We start from the raw sequence: 17,842 nt of genomic DNA, 5'->3' as shown, positions 1-17,842 counted from the left end.
GCACCCCTGACTGCCGGCCGCGCTAACCCCTTCAGTCTCCCCCTGCCACGAGGCGCCCGCGAGCTCACCGGACCCGGAAGGTCGCCATCATGCCCATGGCCGAGTGGTCGAGCATGTGGCAGTGGTACACGTAGTCGCCCCGGAACCCGTCGAAGGTCACGTGCAGCTTCACCGTCTCGCCCGGCATCACCCGGACCGTGTCCTTCAGTCCGGCCTCGGTCGGACCCGCGGGCTTTCCGCCGCGTTCCAGGACCCGGAACTGGACCAGGTGCAGATGGAAGTTGTGCGGGACGCGCTTGTTGGCGTTGGTGACGTGCCAGATCTCCGACGACCCGAAGGCCACCGTGGTGTCGATGCGATCGGGGTCGAACATCTGCCCGTTGACGAACCCCCGCGGATCGGGCCGCCCGTCCTCGTCCATGCTGAGCTCGATGTGACGGGTGACGGCGGCCTTGGGCAGGGCGGCGGCGGGCGGCAGGGTGCGCAGGACCCGGGGAACGCTGCTGGGGTCGTCGGCGGTGCGCACGACGTCGAAGCGGAGCACCTTGCCGGTCTGCTCGGGCCTGCCGGGGCCGCTGTTGACGAGCACCAGCCGGGTGCCGACGCTGTGGCGGGAGAAGTCGACGACCACGTCGGCGCGTTCGCCGGGCGAGAGCGTGAGGACGGGCACGGCGACGGGGCGTTCGAGCAGTCCGCCGTCCGAGGCTATCTGGGTGAGCGGAGTCCCGTCGGACAGACTCAGCGCGAAGAGGCGCAGGTTGGAGCCGTTGAGCAGACGGAAGCGGTACTTGCGGGCCGCGACCTGGAAGTACGGGGTGGGGCTGCCGTTGGCGAGGATGGTGGTCCGGTTCCGGTCGGACATCGTGTACGCCAGCTGCCCGTTCTCGTCGAAGCGGGCGTCGCGGATCGTGATGGGCACGTCGTACCGGCCCTTGGGCAGCGGAAGGCTCTGTTCGAGGTCGTCGGTGAGCAGATAGCTGCCGGCGAGACCGCGGTAGACGTGCTCGGCCTCCATGTGGTGGGCGTGGTCGTGGAACCAGAGCGAGGCGTGGGGCTGCCGGTTGGTGTAGACGTACGTCCGCGAGGTGCCGGGCTCGAAGACGTCCATCGGGTTGCCGTCGGAGGAGGGCGGGACGCTCGCGCCGTGCAGGTGCACGGAGACGGGCATGTCGAGGCCGTTGCGGTGGCGGACGAGGACCCGGCGCCCGGAGCGGGCGTGGATGACGGGGCCGGGGAAGTGCCCGTCGTAGGTCAGGACATCGGTGGCGACGCCCGGGAGGATCCGGGCCTGGGCCTGGCGGACGGTCAGCTCGTAGACGTCCACACCGCCCGTCGTGGCCAGGGGACGCAGCACGGTCGGGACCGGCATGGCCGTGGAGAAGGCGGGCGGTACGGGGTCGGGCGCGCGGTGCGGACCGGCCGGCGGCAGGGCCTGCGCCGCGTGCGCCTCGCCCCCGGCGAAGGTGCCGGGGGCGAGGAGCGGCAGGCCGGCGGCGGCGACGGCGCCGCCGAGCACACTGCGACGGGTGATCATCGGCTTCCTCCCGGGTGGTGGGCGGCACATGACGCCGGACTGGTGGCTTCCGGCGGGCCGGCCGTCACCCTGTGATCCAGGTCTAACCGAGAGCGGGGCGAACCGCACACGGCGACGGTGCTTCCGTGGCCCGCCGCAGGTCGTCGCGGGTCGGCCCGTCCGGCGCGGTGCCTGGCGCGCGGCCGGTTCGGGCCGGCGACTGACCCCGTACTCCGTGCGGGGAAGCCTCACCGCGGGAAGGCGGTGCGCAGGGCCGGGCCGCGGGTCAGGAGGGCGAGGCGGATCACGGGCAGCATGCAGAGGGTCTGCATCACGGCGTACCAGGGCGGGCAGACGCCCGGGATCAGGTCGACGCCGATGATCGCGACCGGCAGGACGACGGCGAGGCCCCGCACCCGCTCGAAGGACCGCCGGGATCCCCGGGAGGCGGACACGGTCAGCCGGTGGACGAGGAGGGCGACCAGGGGCAGCAGGACGGCCCGTACCCACATGAACGTGTTGACCTGGTGACCGTTGCCCGCCACCACGGCGACCGTGAGGAGGGAGAGGGCGGCGAGTGCGCCGAAGATCTTGACGCTCGTCGTCGCCGTGCCGAAGGCTCGCCGGGTGAGGTCGCTGTCGACGGGGGCGGCCGTGGACGGGGTGTTCAGGTTGGATTCCATACCCATGACCCTGCCGGGAGGCCGGTGGGGCCGGTATCCGTCTGGGCGCACGAGGGGGTGGGGCCGGCCACACTCCTCGGCCGACCGGGGCGGCGCGGGGCCGCGTCCGGTGCACAGTGGACGCACCGGACGGAAGACGGAGGCGGAGGCATGGGACAGCTGGTGACGTGGTCGGTACGGGTCGGCGTGGGGTTCTCAAGAGCGTGCGCCGTGGCGGCCGTCAGCATGCTGATCCCCGCCGTGTGGGCCGCCGCGATCGCGCTGGGCATCCGCTGGGGACCGGGCAACCCCTGGTCGTGGCTCGCCCCGTTCGTGCTCGTCGGGGCGGGCACGCTCGCCCTGTCCCGGCCGGTCTGCCGGGCCGTCCGCCACCTCGTCGCCCGGTGGACGGGCACGGTCGTCCCCGCCGGCTACCGGGAGGCCCCGCCGGTCACACGGATGTCCACCGGGTACTGGTGGAACGGCTTCGGCTACGAACGCACCCGCCGCGACGCCCTCATGGACCAGAAGTGGCGCATCCGGTGGAAGGACCCCGCCAACCTGCGCGACCTGCGGTTCACCGCGATCCTGCCGCTCACCGCGGGCCTCGTCGCCTGCCTCCCTCCCGCCGGCGTGGCCGCGGCCGTCCTGGGACTCGGGCTCGACGCCCGGGGAACCCCCGGCCGCCTGGCCGGCGCGCTCGGCCTGCTGACGGCCGTCGCCCTCGCCCCGTACGCCTGGCGGACGATCGAGCCGGTCGCCGTGCGCTTCCTGCGCCCCTCGCCCGCGATGGCCCTCGCGGAACGCGTGGAGGAACTGACCGCCCAGCGCGCCGATGTGACGAACATTCAGGCCGCCGAGATCCGCCGGATCGAGCGGGACCTGCACGACGGGGCACAGGCCCGCCTGGTGGGTCTCGGGCTCTCCCTGGCGACGGCGGAGAAACTGATGGAAAGCGATCCCGAGCGGGCGAAGGCCCTGATGAAGGAGGCACGGGCGGGCGCCACCGCCTCCCTGACCGAGCTCCGGGAACTGGTCAGGGGCATCAACCCGCCCGTCCTGAGCGACCGGGGGCTCGTCGACGCCGTCCGCGCGCTCGCCCTGGACAGCCCGCTCGACGTCACCGTCGACGCGGACCTGCGCCACCGGCAGGACCCGCCCGTCGAATCGGCCCTGTACTTCGCCGTCGCCGAACTGCTCAGCAACGCCGTCAAGCACGCCGGGGCGACCCGGGTCCGGATCTCCCTCAGGGCCGAGGCGGAGGGGACCGGCACCGGCGTCGTCGTCGACGTCGAGGACGACGGGCGGGGCGGGGCGTTCGTGCGGGACGGCGGCGGGCTCGCCGGACTGGGCCGCCGGCTCGCCGTCTTCGACGGCACCCTGGAGATCATCAGCCCGGCGGGCGGCCCGACCCGCGTGACCCTGGAGGTGCCGTGCGCATCGTCGTAGCCGAAGACCTGTACCTGTTGCGCGCCGGGATGGTCCGGCTCATCGAGGCCTACGGCCACGAGGTGGTGGCGACGGCGGCCACCGGACCGGAGACGCTGCAGGCCCTGCGCACCTGGCGGCCCGATGTCGCCGTCGTCGACGTCCGGATGCCGCCGAGCCACACGGACGAGGGCCTGCGCGCCGCCATCGCCGCCCGCGCCGAACTGCCCGGACTGCCGGTCCTGATCCTCTCCCAGTACGTCGAGCAGCTCTATGCCCGGGAGTTGCTCGCCGACGGCTCCGGCGGCATCGGCTACTTCCTCAAGGACAGCGTGTTCGACGCCGACCAGTTCATCGACGCCCTGGAACGCGTGGCGGCCGGCGGGACCGCGATGGACCCGGCCGTCATCGCCAAGCTGCTGTCCGGCGGGCCGTCGAACCGGCGCCTGGAGAAGCTCACCGAACGCGAGCACTCCGTGCTCGGCCTCATGGCCGAAGGACTGTCCAACCAGGTCATCGCCCAGCGCCTCTTCCTCAGCGAGAGCGCCATCGGGAAGTACACGACCTCCCTGTTCGGCAAGCTCGGCATCGTCGACGACGGCACCAACAACCGCCGAGTCCTCGCCGTCCTGACCTACCTGAACAAGGACTGACGACGGATCAGCCGGTCTCCGCCAGCCCCGACGCCCGGCCGTCCGCGTCCCAGGTGATCTCCAGGATCCCGTCGACGGCGGCACGGTCGAGCGGTCCGAACACGTGCGGGAAGAGCGTCTCCCCGGAGACGCCGGGCGGCGGCGTCGGCGCGGCGGCCTCCCACTCCGTCCTGGCCGTGAGCCGGCTCTCGTCGAGGAGGAGGACCAGGAGCGGCCGGGAGGCGCCGCGGTAGAAGGCGTTGACGACGGCGAGCGTGGTCGCTTCGTCGGGGGAGCAGTGCACGAAACCCTCCTCCGCGAGGGAGGCGGGGGCGTACGGCTCCTCGGGCCGGGCGGACCATTCGGCGGACGTCACGACGTGGTAGATCATGTGCCGGTTATAGCAGGAGCCCCTGGTGAGCCCCCGGAGTCACCAGGTGCGTCCGGCTGCGATCAGCGCGTCGCGCACACGGGTGACGTCGGGATTGCCGGGGCGGCCCGGGCGCTGGACGAGGTAGCCGGTGTTGATGGGCGGGTCCTCCGGTTCGTGCAGCGGCACGAGGGCGCCGGTGGCCAGCTCGGTCTGGCAGAGGTACCGCGGCAGGACGCTGAACCCCGCTCCGGCGACGACCGCGGCGAGCACCCCGCGCAGATCGGGGACGGTCACGGCGGCGGGGCGGGACAGCCGCGCCCCGAACACATGCCGCCAGTAGCGGCGCGCGATGGGCAGATCCTCGGCGTACGTGACCAGGGGGACGGGACGCAGTGCGGCGGGTCCCTCCAGGGCGAGGCGTTCCCTGACGCGGTCAGCCCAGACCGGGGCCGCCACCAGGACGAACTCCTCGTCGGTGAGCGGTACGGCGGTCAGTGCCCGCCCGCGCGGCCGGAACGTGGCGATCACCAGGTCGTGCCGGCCGGAGCGCAGCTCGTCGAGGAGCGGCTCGGTCAGACCCGGGCTCACCCTCAGCCGTACGCCCTCGACCGTCAGCGGGGCGAGGACCGGCAGGACGCGCGTGCACAGCAGCTCGGCGGGGCCCGCGAGATGGACGGGGGCGGCCCGCTCGTGGGGCGCGGCCTCGTGCCCGGTCGCGGCGGCGAGCGCGTCGAGCGGCCCGGCGACCCGGGCCGCGAGCTCGTGGGCGACGGTGGTCGGGGCGACGCCGCGCGGCAGCCGCTCGAACAGCTCACGGCCGGTCTGCCGCTCCAGGGCGCGGATCTGGGTGGTGACCGTCGGCTGCGACAGACCGAGCAGCCCGGCACCGGCGGTGAACGAGCCCGAGCGGTAGACCGCCAGGAAGGTCCGCAGCAGGTTCAGGTCGGCCGGCGGCTGCGCCGCGCCGCCCGCCACGCCATCGGAATCCCTATGTCTCACGGGCCAAGCCTAACCAGGACCAATGAGTGGGCGGCGGCCCCGCCGACCTACGGCTGGGCGGCGGCCCCGCCCCGGAAGGTGCGCCGGTAGGCCAGCGGGGAGACGCCGATCGCCGCGTGGAGGTGCTGGCGCAGCGAGGTGCCGGTGGCGAAGCCGACCTGGCCCGCGATGTCGTCGACGGCGAGGTCCGTGGACTCCAGGAGGTGCCGGGCGCGGGCCACCCGCTGCTGGATCAGCCAGCGGCCGGGGCTCATGCCGACCTCGTCGTTGAACCGGCGGGCGAAGGTCCGCAGGCTCATCCGGGCGTGGTCGGCGAGCGTGCTGAGCGCCAGCGGCTCGTGCAGGTTCTCCAGCGCCCACTGCCGGGTCGCCGAGGTGTCGTTGGCGGTGGTCTCGGGCACGGGCTGCTCGATGTACTGGGCCTGGCCGCCGTCCCGCCAGGGCGGCACGACGCACACCCGGGCCACGAAGTTCGCGACGGCGGTGCCGTGGTCCTTCCGTACGAGGTGCAGGCAGACGTCCACGCCGGACGCGGCGCCCGCCGAGGTCAGCACGTCGCCGTCGTCGACGAACAGCACGCCGGGGTCGAGCGCCACCTGAGGGAACCAGTCGCGGAAGACGGCTGCGAGCGCCCAGTGCGTGGTGGCGGGCCGGCCGTCCAGGAGCCCGGCGGCGGCGAGGACGAAAGCGCCCGTGCAGATGGACACGATCCGCGCCCCGGCGCGCACCGGGGCCAGCGCCCCGGCGACGGCGGCGGGGAGCTCACGGGAGAGCCGGGCCATGTCGAAGGGCGGAAGGATCACGGTGTCGGCCGTGGCGAGCACCTCGGGCCCGTGCTCGACGGTCACCGAGAAGTCGGAGTTGGTCCGGACCGGCCGGCCGTCCACCGAGCAGGTCAGGACCTCGTAGTGCTCGGCCACCGCACCGAACACCCGGCTCGGGATGCCCAGCTCGAAGGGGTAGACGCCGTCCAGGGCGAGGACGACGACGCGATGCCGGTCACCCGTGGCAGGACTCATGGCAGGATCCCTTCGAAAGCTGGCGATCGTGCCATGGTACGGGGTGGGGGCCGGCGGCGAGTCTGGACGGCATGACGAACCAGCCCACCATGCGCGCCATCAGCCAGGACACCCACGGCACCCCCGACGTCCTCCGGGAGGTCGTGGTCCCGCGGCCCGTGCCCGGCCCCGGCCAGATCCTCGTCGCCGTCCGCGCGGCCGGTGTGAACCCGACCGACTGGAAGCACCGCTCCGGTCCCCTCTTCCTCGACGGCTTCCCCCTCGTCCTCGGCTGGGACGTCTCCGGCGTCGTGGAGTCCGTCGGCTTCGGCGTGACCGTGTTCAAGCCCGGCGACGAGGTCTTCGGGATGCTGCCCTACCCGTTCGGCGTCGGCTCCCACGCCGAGTACGTGACCGCCCCCGCCCGCGCCTTCGCCCACAAGCCGGCCGAGCTCGACCACGTGCAGGCCGGCGCCCTGCCGCTCGCCGCCCTCACCGCGTACCAGGCGATCGTCGACACCGCCCAGGTCGGCCCCGGTCGGCGGGTCCTGATCCACGCGGCCGCCGGCGGCGTCGGCCACCTCGCCGTCCAGATCGCCAAGGCCCGGGGCGCGTACGTGATCGGCACCGCGAGCGCCCCGAAGCACGCGTTCGTCCGCTCCCTCGGCGCCGACGAGGTCCTCGACTACCGCACCACCGACTTCGCCGAGGCCGTCCAGGACGTCGACATGGTCCTCGACCCGCTGTCCGGCGACACCCGCACCCGCTCCCTCGACGTCCTCCGCCCCGGCGGCACGCTCGTCTCCCTGCTCCCGCCCACCGACCCGGACGAGCCGGCCAGGGCGGCGGCGCGGGGCGTCCGCGTGGAGACCCTCCTCGTCGAGGCCGACCACGCCGGCATGAACGCCATCGCCGCCCTCGCGGCCTCCGGCGCCCTCCGCCCCCACATCGAGGCCGTCTTCCCCCTCGCCGAAGCCGCCAAGGCCCACGCCCTCGGCGAGACCGGCCGCACGACGGGCAAGCTCGTCCTCACGGTGGACGGCGGACCTGCGGGGGCGCAGACCGGGGCGTGATCCCAAGGGGGTGCCTTGTCGATCAGGCCGGGCTCGCGGCCTGATCGACAAGACACCCCCTACGCGCGCGTGCCGGACGCCGTGAAGAAGGGGACCGCCAGGAAGAAGCGGTCCCCCGCGGCCCGGGCGGCCTGGTCCGCCGTCCAGGCCGCCGCCTCGCCGGGGGTGACGGCACCGGTCCGCAGCGCCGACTCCGCGAGCCCCGTCGCGAGGGGGAGCCAGCGGGCGTCGGTGAGGACGGCGGTGGAGACCTCCACCGCCACGTCCCGGAAGCCGTGGTCCAGGAGCAGGCCGCGGAAGCGGCGCGCGACGCGCGGTCCGGTGACCAGGTCCGCGCGCGCGTGCACGATCCTCCGGGTCAGGGCGCCGTCCTCGGCGTCGAGGACGCAGGTGTCCCAGTCCTGTCCGGTGAGCACGGCCCGCCCACCCGGCGCGAGAACCCGGCGCGCCTCGGCGACCGCCGCCCCCGGATCGGGCAGCTCGTGCAGCACCTTGTCGGCGCGGTACGCGTCCCACGCACCGTCCTCGCAGGGCAGCGCGGCCGCCTCCGCGACGGCGAAGGCGTGCCCCGGGTGGCGGCGCCGGGCCGCGTCGATCATCTCCTCGTCCCGGTCGACACCGGCGGCGAGCGCCCCGAGCGCGCAGGCCTCCGCGACGGCGAGACCCCCGCCGCAGCCCACGTCGAGCAGACGGGTGCCCGCCGCCACGCCCAGGAGGCCGTACGAGCGGGCGCGCAGCGCGGCCGCACCCGGGGCGCGGTCGACGGCGTCGAGGACGGCGAGCAGGGAAGGACGGTGGTCGCGGCCCGAACCGGCCGCAGGCGTGATGGACATGGCGACCACGCTGGTGGTTAATGCCGACATGAAGTCAAGCGGTACGCCCCCGACGGTTCTCACGATGAGCATCGGCGAACTCGCCGGCCGGTTCGGTCTCGCCACCCACGTGCTGCGGCACTGGGAGTCCGCCGGACTCCTCGCGCCCGCCCGTGACGCCCACGGCCGCCGCCGCTACGACGACAGCCACCTCACCCGCGTCGCCGTCGTCCTGCGGGCCAAGCGGGCGGGCCTCGCCCTCGACGGCATCCGGGAGCTGCTGCGGACCGGCGACCCCGGCGCCCGCCGGCAGCGGCTGGAAGCGCACCGCGAGGAGCTCCGGCGCCGGATGACGGAGACGCAGGCCTGTCTCGACCTGGTCGAATGCGCGCTGGGCTGCGCCCACGAGGATCTCGCCGACTGCCCCAGGTTCCGGGAGGTCGTCGCCGCCACGGCCGAGGGCGAAGAGGTCCCCGACGCGACCGGTACGAGCGGGGCTACTCACTGGTACGGTCCCTGACCAGCCGGCGCTCCACGCGGGAGCCGCCGGAGCCGGGTGAGGGGCGGATCGATGACGACACGGCGGACGACGGCGGTGCTTCCCGAAGGGCTTGCCGAGGCGATACGCGGGACGGCCGAGGACATCACGGCGGTCCTGCGCGCACAGCCGCCCGGCGGACGACCGGCGGAGGTCCTGCCCGTGCCCCGCTCGACCTGGACGGTCGGGGAGGCCGCCGCACACCTGGCGCAGGCGAACGCCCTCATGGCCGACCTGGCCGCCGGCCACGAGCGCCCCTACGGCGACGGCACCCCCGGCAGCCTGGCGGAGGCCAACGAGGCCGCCCTCGCCGGGTTCGGCGAACGGGCGCCCGGCCCGCTCGCCGAGATGATCACGGCCCAGGCCGCCGCGTTCCTCGCGCGCGTGGAGGAGCGCGACCCGGCCGAGCTCCTCTCCACGCCCCTCGGCCGCATGAGCCCGGCCGTCCTCGGCTCGTACCTGCTGACCCACATGCTCGGCCACGGCTACGACCTCGCCCTCGCCCTGAACCGCCCTCACATGCTCGACGCGCGCCGGGTCGCGCTCACCCTGCCCTTCATGGTCGAGGCGATGCCCCGGGTCGCGGACCCGGCCGCCGTCGCCGGTCTGACCGCGAGCTTCGCCGTACGGCTCCGGGGCGGCCCGGGCTTCGGCGTCACCGTCACCGACGGCGCGGTCACGACCGGCCACGAGCCGCCGGCCCGTCCCGACTGCACGATCCTCACGGAGCCGGTCACCTTCCTCCTCCTCGGCCTCGGGCGGCTCGACCCCTGGCCGGTGATCGCCCGGGGCAAGGCGCTCGGCTGGGGCCGCAAGCCCTGGCTCGCGCCCCGATTCCCCCGGCTCTTCCGCGCGCCCTGACCCCGTCCCCGCGCGTTCTCGTCCCCGGCGATGGATCCTGGAGGTATCGGAAGGGGCCGCGCCTCGGTTCCGCGCGACCCGGCGATGCGAGGAGGCGGACGATGAGCCGCACGCTGGAGTGGACGGTCGGCGTGGAACTGACCGAGGACAGCGGCAGAACGAAGGCCGAGGCCCGGCTGAACACCGGCACCTCGACCATCACGGGCCACGGCTCCGCGCGGTGCAACCCGGCGGACGTGGACGTGCCGGCGATCGGCGACGACCTTGCCGCGAGCCGGGCCATGAAGGACCTGGCCGGCAAGCTCATGCGGGAGGCCAACCGGGAGATGGAGGCGGTGGGCGCAGGGACCGTACCCCAGCACACCGGCCCCGGATACGGCTGGCCGGAGGCGGTCTCCTGACGGAACCGCCTCCCGCCCCGGGAGCCCGACGGGCGGGTGACCCCCCAGCCGGGCCCCTGGGGCGTGCCCTGAGGGCCCCGGCTGCCCCTGAGGGCCCGGCTGGGTGTCGTCGCCCGGGCGCGCCCGGGGACCCCTAGGGAGCGTCGACCTGGGGAGCGCCGTCACCCTCCCCGTACGCCATCCGGTCCACGACCTCCACCACCCCGTCCACCGTCTCGCACAGGCGCACCAGGATCGGGCCGAGTCCCGGGCGTTCGAGTGTGCCGCTGAGCGTCACCCTGCCCTCGTCGACCTCGATGTGCACGGCCGAGGGGGAGAGGTGCAGGATGCGCACGATCACGTCCTCGCGGATCTCCTCCTGGATGGAACGGTCCCTGCGCAGGAACAGCTGGAGCAGGTCGCTGCGGCTGAGCACCCCGATCAGCCGACCGTCCGCGTCCACGACCGGGAGCCGCTTCACCCGGTGCCGTTCCATCAGACGGGCCGCCTCGACGGCCGTCCAGGAGGGCCGGGCCGTCACGGCCGGGCTCGACATCATGGCTTCCGCCGAGCTCGGTCCGTCCTTCGCCGTGTGCCGCCGCAGCAGGTCCGCCTCGGAGACGACACCCACCGGACGGTTCTCCTCGTCGACCACCGGGACCGCGGTGATGCCGTACTCGTCGAGGAGCCGCGCGATCTCCTTGAACGAGGTCCCCCGCTGCACCGCGACCGCGGTGGGCGTCATCAGGTCCGCGACACTGCGGTGCCTCATCGTCCGTTCCGTCCCTTCTGCGTGCCTGCATCCATGATCCCGCACCCGGCGGGAAGGGTGGTGCGGCGGGGTGCGTCCCCAGGGCTTGTGGGCTTGACGTGACCATGGTTACCTCCGGTAAGTCGTCGTCGTGCCACGGAAGAAGGACCCCCCATGCCCTCTCCCCGCCCGTCCGGGACCCGCCGTTTCCTCGGAGCCCTCGCAGCCGCCCTCGCGCTCGTCACCACCTCGGGCGGCACCGGCGCCGCCGCCCCCGCCGGACTCCAGGAGGTGATGTTCGTCGGCAACAACTGGGACGGCACCGCCGACGTCATCGCCTCCCGCGGCGACTTCCACCGCCTCGGGCGCGTGAACGTGATCCCGGACAAGGAGGAGCGCCTCCGCGAGATCTATCTGAACCCCGTCAGGCTCGCCTTCTTCCTCGGTGTCCGCAGCGGACCGGGCGAGGGCCACGACCAGTTCGTCGACGACATGTACGCGACCCCCGACGGTTCCGCCATGGTCGTCTCCCGCCCCAGCTTCGCCGACGTCGTCTCCCTCGACCTGCGGACCGGACGGATCAACTGGCGCTTCCCCGTGGCCGGTTACCGCGCCGACCACATGGCCGTCTCACCCGACGGCACCCGCGTCGCGGTCTCCGCCTCCACCGCGAACACCGTGCACGTCCTGGACATCGCCACCGGACGCCAGGTCGGCTCCTTCAAGACCGGCGACAAGCCCCACGAGAACGTCTTCACCTCCGACGGCCTGCTCTGGAACATGTCGATCGGCGAGGTCACCACCGCGCTCGACGCCCCCTGGCTCGACTGGACCAAGGGCGACCGGAAGATCACCGTCGTCGACGCCCGCACCTTCGAGACCGTCCGCGTCGTCGACATGCGCGACCGCCTCGACGCCTTCGGGCGCGGTGACCTCTCCGACGCCGTCCGCCCGCTCGTCTTCACCCCGGACGAGAAGAAGATCTACTTCCAGGTCTCCTTCTTCAACGGCTTCCTGGAGTACGACGTCGACTCCGACCGCATCACCCGCCTCAAGAACCTCCCCGGCAACCCGGCGACCGACCCCGACCGCACCACCTGGGTCAACGACTCCCGCCACCACGGCCTTTCGATCAGCCCCGACGGCGACAAGCTCTGCGTCGCCGGGACGATGGACGACTACGCCACCGTGGTCGACCGCGCCACCCTCCAGCAGGGCCCGCTCGTCCCCGCCTCCAAGCCCTACTGGGCGACCGTGAGCGGTGACGGCGGGTCCTGCGTCATCTCCGAGAGCGGCGCCGACCGGGTGACCGCGATCGACTTCGCCACCGGCCGGCGGGTCGCCTCCGTCGACGTCGGCGACCACCCCCAGCGGGTGCGGCTCGCCCGCGTCCCCGCGGACTGGTCCGGCCCCACGGCCGGCTGACGCTCCGTACACCGCACGACAAAGGGGCTGTCGGATCCGGATCCGGATCCGACAGCCCCTTTCCCCGTTCGCTCAGGACCTGTTGACGACCACCTCGTAGAGCGAGTAGCCCCAGTCCGTGGCCCGCTTCACCCCGTGGATCCGCACGTACCGGGCCGGCTGCGAGTCGAACTCCGCCGTGTCGTAGCCGCCGTCACCCGCGTCCGTGGACCACACGTCCCGCCAGGTCGTGCCGTCCTCCGACAGCTCGATCCGGTACGCGCGCGCGTAGGCCCGCTCCCAGTCGAGCGTGACCCGCCCGACCCGGCGCACCGAGCCCAGGTCCACCTGGAGCCACTGGTCGTCCGACCACTCGCTGGCCCAGCGGGTCCCCGTGTCGCCGTCGACCGTGAGCCCCGGCGAGAAGTTCACGAAGGGGTTCCACCACTGCGTGGTCGAGGCCGACGCCGGCTGCCCGGCCGCCAGGTTCACGCCCGGCTCGTGGTCCTCGGTCCGCTTCCAGGTGGTCAGGTACGACTCCGCTCCCCGCGACAGCTCGTCCACGACGCCCTGGCCGCCGGGGGTGAGCCGGATCTGCTCGATCCAGTCCGGTACGAGACCGTTGTGCGCGGCGCCGTCCGTGTTGAGGTCCCAGGTGCGCTCGCCGGTGACCTGGCGGTCGATGACCGAGCCTCCGTCGAAGCTCCGGAACGGGTACTTCACCGCGTTCGGCGCGTCCGGCCCGACCGGGCCCGGCCAGCCGCCGACCCCGTTCATGTCCGTGCCGTAGCCGAACCCGACCCCGTACTTCTTCCGCAGCTCCGCCTTCTGCGACGCCTCGCCGACGAAGCCCTCGGCGCTGTGCATGTACGAGGCGGCGAACCCGCCGAGGCGGTAGAGACGCTCGGTCCAGTCCAGGTCCATCCAGCTGTGGCTGGAGAGGACGCCGGGGTACTCCTGGGCCTCCAGGATGTCCAGCGCCCGTCCCGCGGCCTTGACGCTCATGTGGTCGAGCTCCAGCATCATGCCGCGCTGGATCATGCCCTTCAGGGCGTACTCACCGAGCCGCGTCAGACCCCGGGTGTTGCACTTGGCGTCGGAGGCGTACGAGGGGACGCTCACCCCGGCCGGCAGCTTCTCGGCCATCGCGGCCGGCGCGGCGGCGAGGCCGATCGGGTTGTCGTGCTGCGGGCCCGCGCACTTCTCGGTGGCCCAGAAGGTGCCCGTCGAGAGGAACTGGCCGATGTTGACCGCCACGCCCGTCGTCCCGCTGTCGAAGCGGACGCCGCAGAGCGCGTTGTCGAACTTGTGGCAGAGGAACATGCTGCGCACGCCGAGCGCGTACAGCTCGTCGAGGCCCTTGTCGATGTCCGCCTGGCTGCACTGGGCGATGTCGAGGATCTGCTTGCAGCCGAAGGGCTCCGAGGTCTCCACGCCGAGGACGACGGCGAGCTTGCCCTCCTTGATCACCGAGCGGGCCTGGTCGGCGCTGGTGACGATCCGGAACCAGCCCTTGCCCGGGCCGCCGTACATCCCGTCGATGTAGTCCTGCAGCTCGTACGTCTTGCGGGCCTCGAGACGGATCGCGGTCATCTCGTCGCAGCTGCGGTCGCGGGGCAGGAGCGAGCAGATCAGACCGTTGGTCACCAGGTCGTTGACGAGCACCCGCTGCCCGCCGCGCCAGGCGCGCTCGACCCAGGCGTAGTAGTTCTGCTGGTGACTCAGCGAGTTGTTCGCGGGCCAGTCCTTGAACGTGGGCCAGCCGACCGGGTCGTGCTTCCCGTTGTCACCGCCCGTGAGGTGCTCGAAGAGCGCCCCCGAGCCGTCCGGGTAGTGCTCGGGACAGTCCTTGAGGGCGTCGGCCACACCGGCCGTCGAGAACGTCTGGCCGCAGATCATCCGGCCGCCGAAGCCCTCGTTGGACATCAGGTGGTTGTGCGCGTCGATGAACCCGCGCACCTTGCCCTGCGCGTCCGTTCCCTTGAACGGCTCACCCGTGACGTTGATCTGTGAGTCGGGCGTGGGGCGTGACGTGGCCTCCCACCACGTACCACCTGCGGCGGCGGGGACCGGGGCGGAGCCGAACAGCACCGCGGCGAGGGCGAGGAACAGCGCCAGGAGGGCGGATCTGCCGCCGGTCCTGCGCGAAAAACGTCGAGTCATGTTGTGCGATGCCTCCGGACGGTGGGGGTGTACCGGGCGCCCCGAGGATCGCGTTACCGAGGGTACGAGTCAAGAGTCCGGGTCAAATGACCTGTTGAAGTTCCGCAGGTGCCGCCTCGTTCTCAACCCTCGATCAGGGACACGAGTTGATCGGCCGTGAGGTCCAGGTTCCCGGCGGCCACCTTGTCGTCGCCGAGGACGAGGTACTGCAGGGTGAGCCCGTCGATCGCCGCCGCCAGATACCGTGCGAGCACCTCCACCGGCACCCGGGGCTCGACGCCCCGCACCCCGCGGACCTGCTCGATCAGCGCCGACGCCGACGCCACGTACTGCTCGTACTGGGCGCGCGCAAGATGCTCGAACCCCGGCTCCCGCAGGGCGTACTGGGTGAGGTCGTACGTCAGCATGTGCTCGCCCGGGTGGGCCGTGACGTGGTCCCAGTACGTCTGCAGAGCACCCCGGACGGTGTCACGCAGCGTCGCGCCCGGCTCGACCGCCGACATCACGCGCGCGACGTAGTTGCCGGTGATCGTCTCGATCGCGGCTTCGAGGAGTGCCTGCTTGGAGTCGAAGCAGTAGTGGAAGACGCTCAGCGAGACCCCGGCCTCGGCGCAGATCGAGCGGGTGGTGGTCCGGGCGACGCCGTCCCTGGTCATCGCCCTGATCGCCGCCTCGACCAGCTGCCTGCGTCGTTCGGCCGACGGCATCCGCGCCATGGTTCCTCCTCGCGTCCGGCGCACAGGGTAACCGCAGCCCCCACGCCCTTCCCCCGCCGGTCCCGTGCGCGACGGGACCGGCCGAGCGAGTCGTCAGGGGGTGTACGGGGTGTCGCTGTGGTGGAGTTCGGCCAGGGTGGGCTCCGTCACGCGGTACACGGCGGAGCGGCGGATCGTCACGATGGCCGAGGGCTCGGAGTCCCCGCGCGTCAGGTAGACGACGGTCGCCTGGCGCGGTGCCGGTGAGGAGACGTCGATCGACTCCACGGGGGTGCGGTCGCCGAGCGAGGCGGCTGCCACGGGCACCGGGGTGCCGGAATCGTTGCGCCAGGTGACGATTCCGTAGAACTTGCCCGTGCCGCCGGTGGTGACCTTGACGGCCGCCACGGCGTCCTCGGCGGGGTCGCCCGTCATGTCCCCGATGCCGCACTGCGGCTGAAGCTCGATCACCACGCCGTCGCCCTCCCACCGTCCGTCGGTGAAGGCGACCGTCCCTGCCGGGGCGTCGGGGAAACGGAAGGACGGTGTCTGCAGCGCCGCGTTCCGCAGCTGGTCACACGTCAGCGCGCCCGCCGAGGTGTCCTTGCCCGGCTTCGTCGGCTCCGTCGGTTCCGCCGGCTCCGTCGGCTTCTTCGACGCCGTCGGCGACGGATTGGCCGATTCCTTGCCCTCGCCCTTCCCCGGAGCCTTGGAGGCGCCCGCGGACTTGCCGGGCGTGGGACCGGCACCCGCTCCGTCGCCTCCCGTGTCCTGGCAGCCCACCGTGGCCGATGCCAGCATCAGGGCCGTGATCAGCCACGTTCCCCGTGCCGACCGGCGTCTCTTCCCGTCCACCACAGGACCCCCTTGTGTCCGTTCGCGCCGTCCGTCCGCCGTCCGGCAGGTCCGAAGACGCACTGTTCCGCACCGCGGTTGCGGGTGCGGGGCAGCGAGGAAGGCAAGGGCTCCATGGCCTGTACTCGTCCCCACGGCCGGAGATAATAGGCCTTCCCCTTCTCCCGCCTCCCGAAGAGCCGCCGTGATCGACAGCACCACCGCACTCCAGTCCACCGACCGGGCAGAGACACGCGCCGACCGAAGGCGGCTCGTCGAATCGGTCCGGGCCCATCGCCGGCTCCTCGAAGGGCGGCGCCCGTTCGAACTCGCCGACCGCCGGCGGCTGAACCGCGAGGCCGGGGCGCGGTCCCGCGCGGAGGCCCGGCACGGCAAGGCCCTCCAACGGATCCACGAGAAGCGCGCCAGGAGCGAGCGGTCGCTCACCGCCAAGCTGAACGGTCTCGACGGGAAGCGCGCCGGGCGGGAGCGCCAGGCGCTCGCCGTACTGCGCCGCGAATCGATCGAACGCTCGCTCCGCGGCACGCGCCTGACGGCGAGCGAGGTCAACGGAGTCGGCACCGGACTCGTCCGCGACCTCGCCGCACAGGGCATCAGGACGGCCGCCGACTTCAAGCGGGTCAGCTGGGGCAAGGCCCCCAACGGGCGGGGCGGCGACGTCCTCTACATCCACCGCACCCAGGGCCGCAAGGTCCACATCAACGGCATCGGCGAGCACCGCGGCAGGCCCCTGATGGAGTGGCGGCGAGCCGCCCTCGCCCGGGCGGAGGCCCGCGCGCCGAAGGACCTTCCGCCGGACGAGCGGCACCGCATCGAGGAGATCATCGAGAACGAACGGGTACGCCTCCAGGCGGACCTCGCGGAGGTCCCCAGAACCGCCGAGGCAGCCCGCGCCGAAGCCGAACAGCTGCACGCGGAGCGCCTGGCGGAGCTGACCGGCGCCGAGCTTGAGGCGGCGGAGGAGGCCGCGCGGCGCCGCGCCGAGTTCGACGAGACGGCGGAGCGGCTGCTCGCGCTCCGGGCCGAACTGGCCGCCCACGTCGACCGGTACGGCGATCTCGGGTTCCGCGAACGCCGGGCGCGCTCCCGTGCCCTGCGCCCGGTCCCGGCCGCGCCGCCGGCGATCCCGGCCCCCCGCGCGCCGGAGGAGGAGCCGGCCGGGGCCCCGTCGGGTTCCGTGGCCGAGGCCCTGCCCGTGCCCGGCGTCCGGGCGAGCCTCGGCTGGCTCGTGCCGGTCGCCTTCTTCGCCGTGACCGCGCTGTTCGGTGCGGGTGTGACGGACGCGACGCCCCTCTGGTTCGTCCTCTCGGGCCGCCTGGTGGCGCTGGTGATGACCGCGGAGCTGCTGCGTCTGTGGATCCCGCGCAGGGACTGGCGGACGGCGGACGCCATGCCCGCCGGCACCGGGTTCCTCGCGTCGGGCGTGTTCCTGGGACTCGTGGCCGCGAGCATGTTCGTGGATCCGCTCCAGGCGGCCGACAGCGCCCCCTGGGCCCTGGCGGTCGTGTCCGTGCTCCTGGTGGTGACGGGCGCGGTCCGGCGCGCGGGCGGAGGCCGGGGACCGAGCGGGGGACCGGGAGCGGGCACCGGTGCGGGAGCTGGAGCGGGCACCGGTGAGGGCACCGGCGCGGGAGCGGGCGTGTCCGGCTGAGGCCGGTCCCTTGCCGGCGTCTTGGTGAGGTCGGTCCCGCCCCGGTGGCTTGGT

General features: G+C 73.2%; 18 protein-coding genes. 8 read left to right on the top strand and 10 right to left on the bottom strand.

Annotated features, from left to right (window positions below; translation table 11 throughout):
• Positions 1–64: 64 nt before the first annotated feature.
• Entirely contained in the window at positions 65–1,534 is a 1,470-nt protein-coding gene (locus tag ACF07V_RS18910; protein ID WP_392155439.1) for a multicopper oxidase family protein, read from the bottom strand.
• 227 nt (positions 1,535–1,761) lie between these two features.
• Positions 1,762–2,196, bottom strand: a complete 435-nt coding sequence (locus tag ACF07V_RS18905; protein WP_392155437.1) for a hypothetical protein — start codon at positions 2,194–2,196, stop codon at positions 1,762–1,764.
• Between the two features lie 150 nt (positions 2,197–2,346).
• Here ACF07V_RS18905 and ACF07V_RS18900 point away from each other — a divergent pair, with 150 nt between their 5' ends.
• Together ACF07V_RS18900 and ACF07V_RS18895 are read left to right on the top strand one after the other, a co-directional pair.
• Positions 2,347–3,624 (top strand): sensor histidine kinase, encoded by a 1,278-nt coding sequence (locus tag ACF07V_RS18900; RefSeq protein ID WP_392155435.1) that lies wholly within the window; start codon positions 2,347–2,349, stop codon positions 3,622–3,624.
• The gene (locus tag ACF07V_RS18895) at positions 3,609–4,256 is read left to right on the top strand and encodes a response regulator (protein ID WP_392155433.1); all 648 of its coding nucleotides are present in this window, start codon (positions 3,609–3,611) and stop codon (positions 4,254–4,256) included. The genes ACF07V_RS18900 and ACF07V_RS18895 overlap by 16 nt, the downstream gene beginning before the upstream one ends.
• A 7-nt stretch (positions 4,257–4,263) precedes the next feature.
• On the opposite strand, the gene ACF07V_RS18890 is transcribed toward ACF07V_RS18895, so the two are convergent.
• Genes ACF07V_RS18890 through ACF07V_RS18880 form a run of 3 tightly spaced genes read right to left on the bottom strand, consistent with a single transcriptional unit; the run spans position 4,264 to position 6,626 of the window.
• The gene (locus ACF07V_RS18890; protein ID WP_392155432.1) at positions 4,264–4,626 is read right to left on the bottom strand and encodes a DUF952 domain-containing protein; all 363 of its coding nucleotides are present in this window, start codon (positions 4,624–4,626) and stop codon (positions 4,264–4,266) included.
• 39 nt (positions 4,627–4,665) lie between these two features.
• Complete coding sequence (locus ACF07V_RS18885) at positions 4,666–5,607, bottom strand: LysR family transcriptional regulator (RefSeq protein ID WP_392155430.1); 942 nt, start codon at positions 5,605–5,607, stop codon at positions 4,666–4,668.
• A 47-nt stretch (positions 5,608–5,654) separates the two neighbouring features.
• Positions 5,655–6,626: a GlxA family transcriptional regulator gene (locus tag ACF07V_RS18880; RefSeq protein WP_392155429.1), complete on the bottom strand. Its 972-nt coding sequence runs from the start codon at positions 6,624–6,626 to the stop codon at positions 5,655–5,657.
• An 89-nt stretch (positions 6,627–6,715) separates the two neighbouring features.
• Between ACF07V_RS18880 and ACF07V_RS18875 the strand changes: the two genes are divergently transcribed.
• Positions 6,716–7,678 (top strand): NADP-dependent oxidoreductase, encoded by a 963-nt coding sequence (locus ACF07V_RS18875; protein ID WP_392155657.1) that lies wholly within the window; start codon positions 6,716–6,718, stop codon positions 7,676–7,678.
• A 59-nt stretch (positions 7,679–7,737) separates the two neighbouring features.
• Here the strand turns inward: ACF07V_RS18875 and ACF07V_RS18870 are convergent, their stop codons facing one another.
• Positions 7,738–8,511: a methyltransferase domain-containing protein gene (locus ACF07V_RS18870; protein WP_392155427.1), complete on the bottom strand. Its 774-nt coding sequence runs from the start codon at positions 8,509–8,511 to the stop codon at positions 7,738–7,740.
• A 64-nt stretch (positions 8,512–8,575) separates the two neighbouring features.
• On the opposite strand from ACF07V_RS18870, the gene ACF07V_RS18865 reads away from it, so the two are divergent.
• The 3 genes from ACF07V_RS18865 (at position 8,576) to ACF07V_RS18855 (ending at position 10,290) form a co-directional block, all read left to right on the top strand.
• Positions 8,576–9,010, top strand: coding sequence for a MerR family transcriptional regulator (locus ACF07V_RS18865; protein WP_392155425.1), 435 nt, complete (start codon positions 8,576–8,578; stop codon positions 9,008–9,010).
• Positions 9,011–9,061: 51 nt separating this feature from the next.
• Positions 9,062–9,889, top strand: a complete 828-nt coding sequence (locus ACF07V_RS18860; protein ID WP_392155423.1) for a maleylpyruvate isomerase family mycothiol-dependent enzyme — start codon at positions 9,062–9,064, stop codon at positions 9,887–9,889.
• Between the two features lie 101 nt (positions 9,890–9,990).
• On the top strand, positions 9,991–10,290 hold the full coding sequence (locus tag ACF07V_RS18855) for a DUF1876 domain-containing protein (RefSeq protein WP_392155421.1): 300 nt from the start codon (positions 9,991–9,993) through the stop codon (positions 10,288–10,290).
• 133 nt (positions 10,291–10,423) lie between these two features.
• On the opposite strand, the gene ACF07V_RS18850 is transcribed toward ACF07V_RS18855, so the two are convergent.
• Entirely contained in the window at positions 10,424–11,041 is a 618-nt protein-coding gene (locus tag ACF07V_RS18850) for a CBS domain-containing protein (RefSeq protein WP_392155420.1), read from the bottom strand.
• A 153-nt stretch (positions 11,042–11,194) separates the two neighbouring features.
• On the opposite strand from ACF07V_RS18850, the gene ACF07V_RS18845 reads away from it, so the two are divergent.
• A complete protein-coding gene (locus ACF07V_RS18845) occupies positions 11,195–12,445 on the top strand; it encodes a YncE family protein (RefSeq protein ID WP_392155418.1) in 1,251 nt (416 codons plus the stop codon).
• A gap of 72 nt (positions 12,446–12,517) precedes the next feature.
• Here ACF07V_RS18845 and ACF07V_RS18840 read toward each other — a convergent pair whose 3' ends face one another.
• From ACF07V_RS18840 to ACF07V_RS18830, 3 genes are all read right to left on the bottom strand, one after another.
• Positions 12,518–14,587: a discoidin domain-containing protein gene (locus ACF07V_RS18840; RefSeq protein WP_392155417.1), complete on the bottom strand. Its 2,070-nt coding sequence runs from the start codon at positions 14,585–14,587 to the stop codon at positions 12,518–12,520.
• Between the two features lie 122 nt (positions 14,588–14,709).
• A complete protein-coding gene (locus ACF07V_RS18835; RefSeq protein ID WP_392155415.1) occupies positions 14,710–15,303 on the bottom strand; it encodes a TetR/AcrR family transcriptional regulator in 594 nt (197 codons plus the stop codon).
• A 93-nt stretch (positions 15,304–15,396) separates the two neighbouring features.
• Positions 15,397–16,083, bottom strand: coding sequence for a hypothetical protein (locus tag ACF07V_RS18830; protein WP_392155413.1), 687 nt, complete (start codon positions 16,081–16,083; stop codon positions 15,397–15,399).
• A 238-nt stretch (positions 16,084–16,321) separates the two neighbouring features.
• Between ACF07V_RS18830 and ACF07V_RS18825 the strand changes: the two genes are divergently transcribed.
• On the top strand, positions 16,322–17,788 hold the full coding sequence (locus tag ACF07V_RS18825; protein ID WP_392155412.1) for a hypothetical protein: 1,467 nt from the start codon (positions 16,322–16,324) through the stop codon (positions 17,786–17,788).
• Positions 17,789–17,842: the final 54 nt, after the last annotated feature.

Origin of the sequence: Streptomyces sp. NPDC015661, assembly GCF_043077765.1 — a bacterium.
Lineage (GTDB): Bacteria > Actinomycetota > Actinomycetes > Streptomycetales > Streptomycetaceae > Streptomyces.
Note: the sequence above shows the minus strand (reverse complement) of the source record. Positions and strands in the feature narration are given on the sequence as shown.

Coding starts and splice junctions, on each gene's coding strand:
- ACF07V_RS18900 (WP_392155435.1), top strand. CDS start 2,347: ATGGGACAGCTGGTGACGTGGTCGGTACGGGTCGGCGTGGGGTTCTCA.
- ACF07V_RS18870 (WP_392155427.1), bottom strand. CDS start 8,511: ATGTCCATCACGCCTGCGGCCGGTTCGGGCCGCGACCACCGTCCTTCC.
- ACF07V_RS18890 (WP_392155432.1), bottom strand. CDS start 4,626: ATGATCTACCACGTCGTGACGTCCGCCGAATGGTCCGCCCGGCCCGAG.
- ACF07V_RS18905 (WP_392155437.1), bottom strand. CDS start 2,196: ATGGAATCCAACCTGAACACCCCGTCCACGGCCGCCCCCGTCGACAGC.
- ACF07V_RS18835 (WP_392155415.1), bottom strand. CDS start 15,303: ATGGCGCGGATGCCGTCGGCCGAACGACGCAGGCAGCTGGTCGAGGCG.
- ACF07V_RS18855 (WP_392155421.1), top strand. CDS start 9,991: ATGAGCCGCACGCTGGAGTGGACGGTCGGCGTGGAACTGACCGAGGAC.
- ACF07V_RS18850 (WP_392155420.1), bottom strand. CDS start 11,041: ATGAGGCACCGCAGTGTCGCGGACCTGATGACGCCCACCGCGGTCGCG.
- ACF07V_RS18860 (WP_392155423.1), top strand. CDS start 9,062: ATGACGACACGGCGGACGACGGCGGTGCTTCCCGAAGGGCTTGCCGAG.
- ACF07V_RS18875 (WP_392155657.1), top strand. CDS start 6,716: ATGCGCGCCATCAGCCAGGACACCCACGGCACCCCCGACGTCCTCCGG.
- ACF07V_RS18845 (WP_392155418.1), top strand. CDS start 11,195: ATGCCCTCTCCCCGCCCGTCCGGGACCCGCCGTTTCCTCGGAGCCCTC.
- ACF07V_RS18865 (WP_392155425.1), top strand. CDS start 8,576: ATGAGCATCGGCGAACTCGCCGGCCGGTTCGGTCTCGCCACCCACGTG.
- ACF07V_RS18910 (WP_392155439.1), bottom strand. CDS start 1,534: ATGATCACCCGTCGCAGTGTGCTCGGCGGCGCCGTCGCCGCCGCCGGC.
- ACF07V_RS18840 (WP_392155417.1), bottom strand. CDS start 14,587: ATGACTCGACGTTTTTCGCGCAGGACCGGCGGCAGATCCGCCCTCCTG.
- ACF07V_RS18880 (WP_392155429.1), bottom strand. CDS start 6,626: ATGAGTCCTGCCACGGGTGACCGGCATCGCGTCGTCGTCCTCGCCCTG.
- ACF07V_RS18830 (WP_392155413.1), bottom strand. CDS start 16,083: ATGCTGGCATCGGCCACGGTGGGCTGCCAGGACACGGGAGGCGACGGA.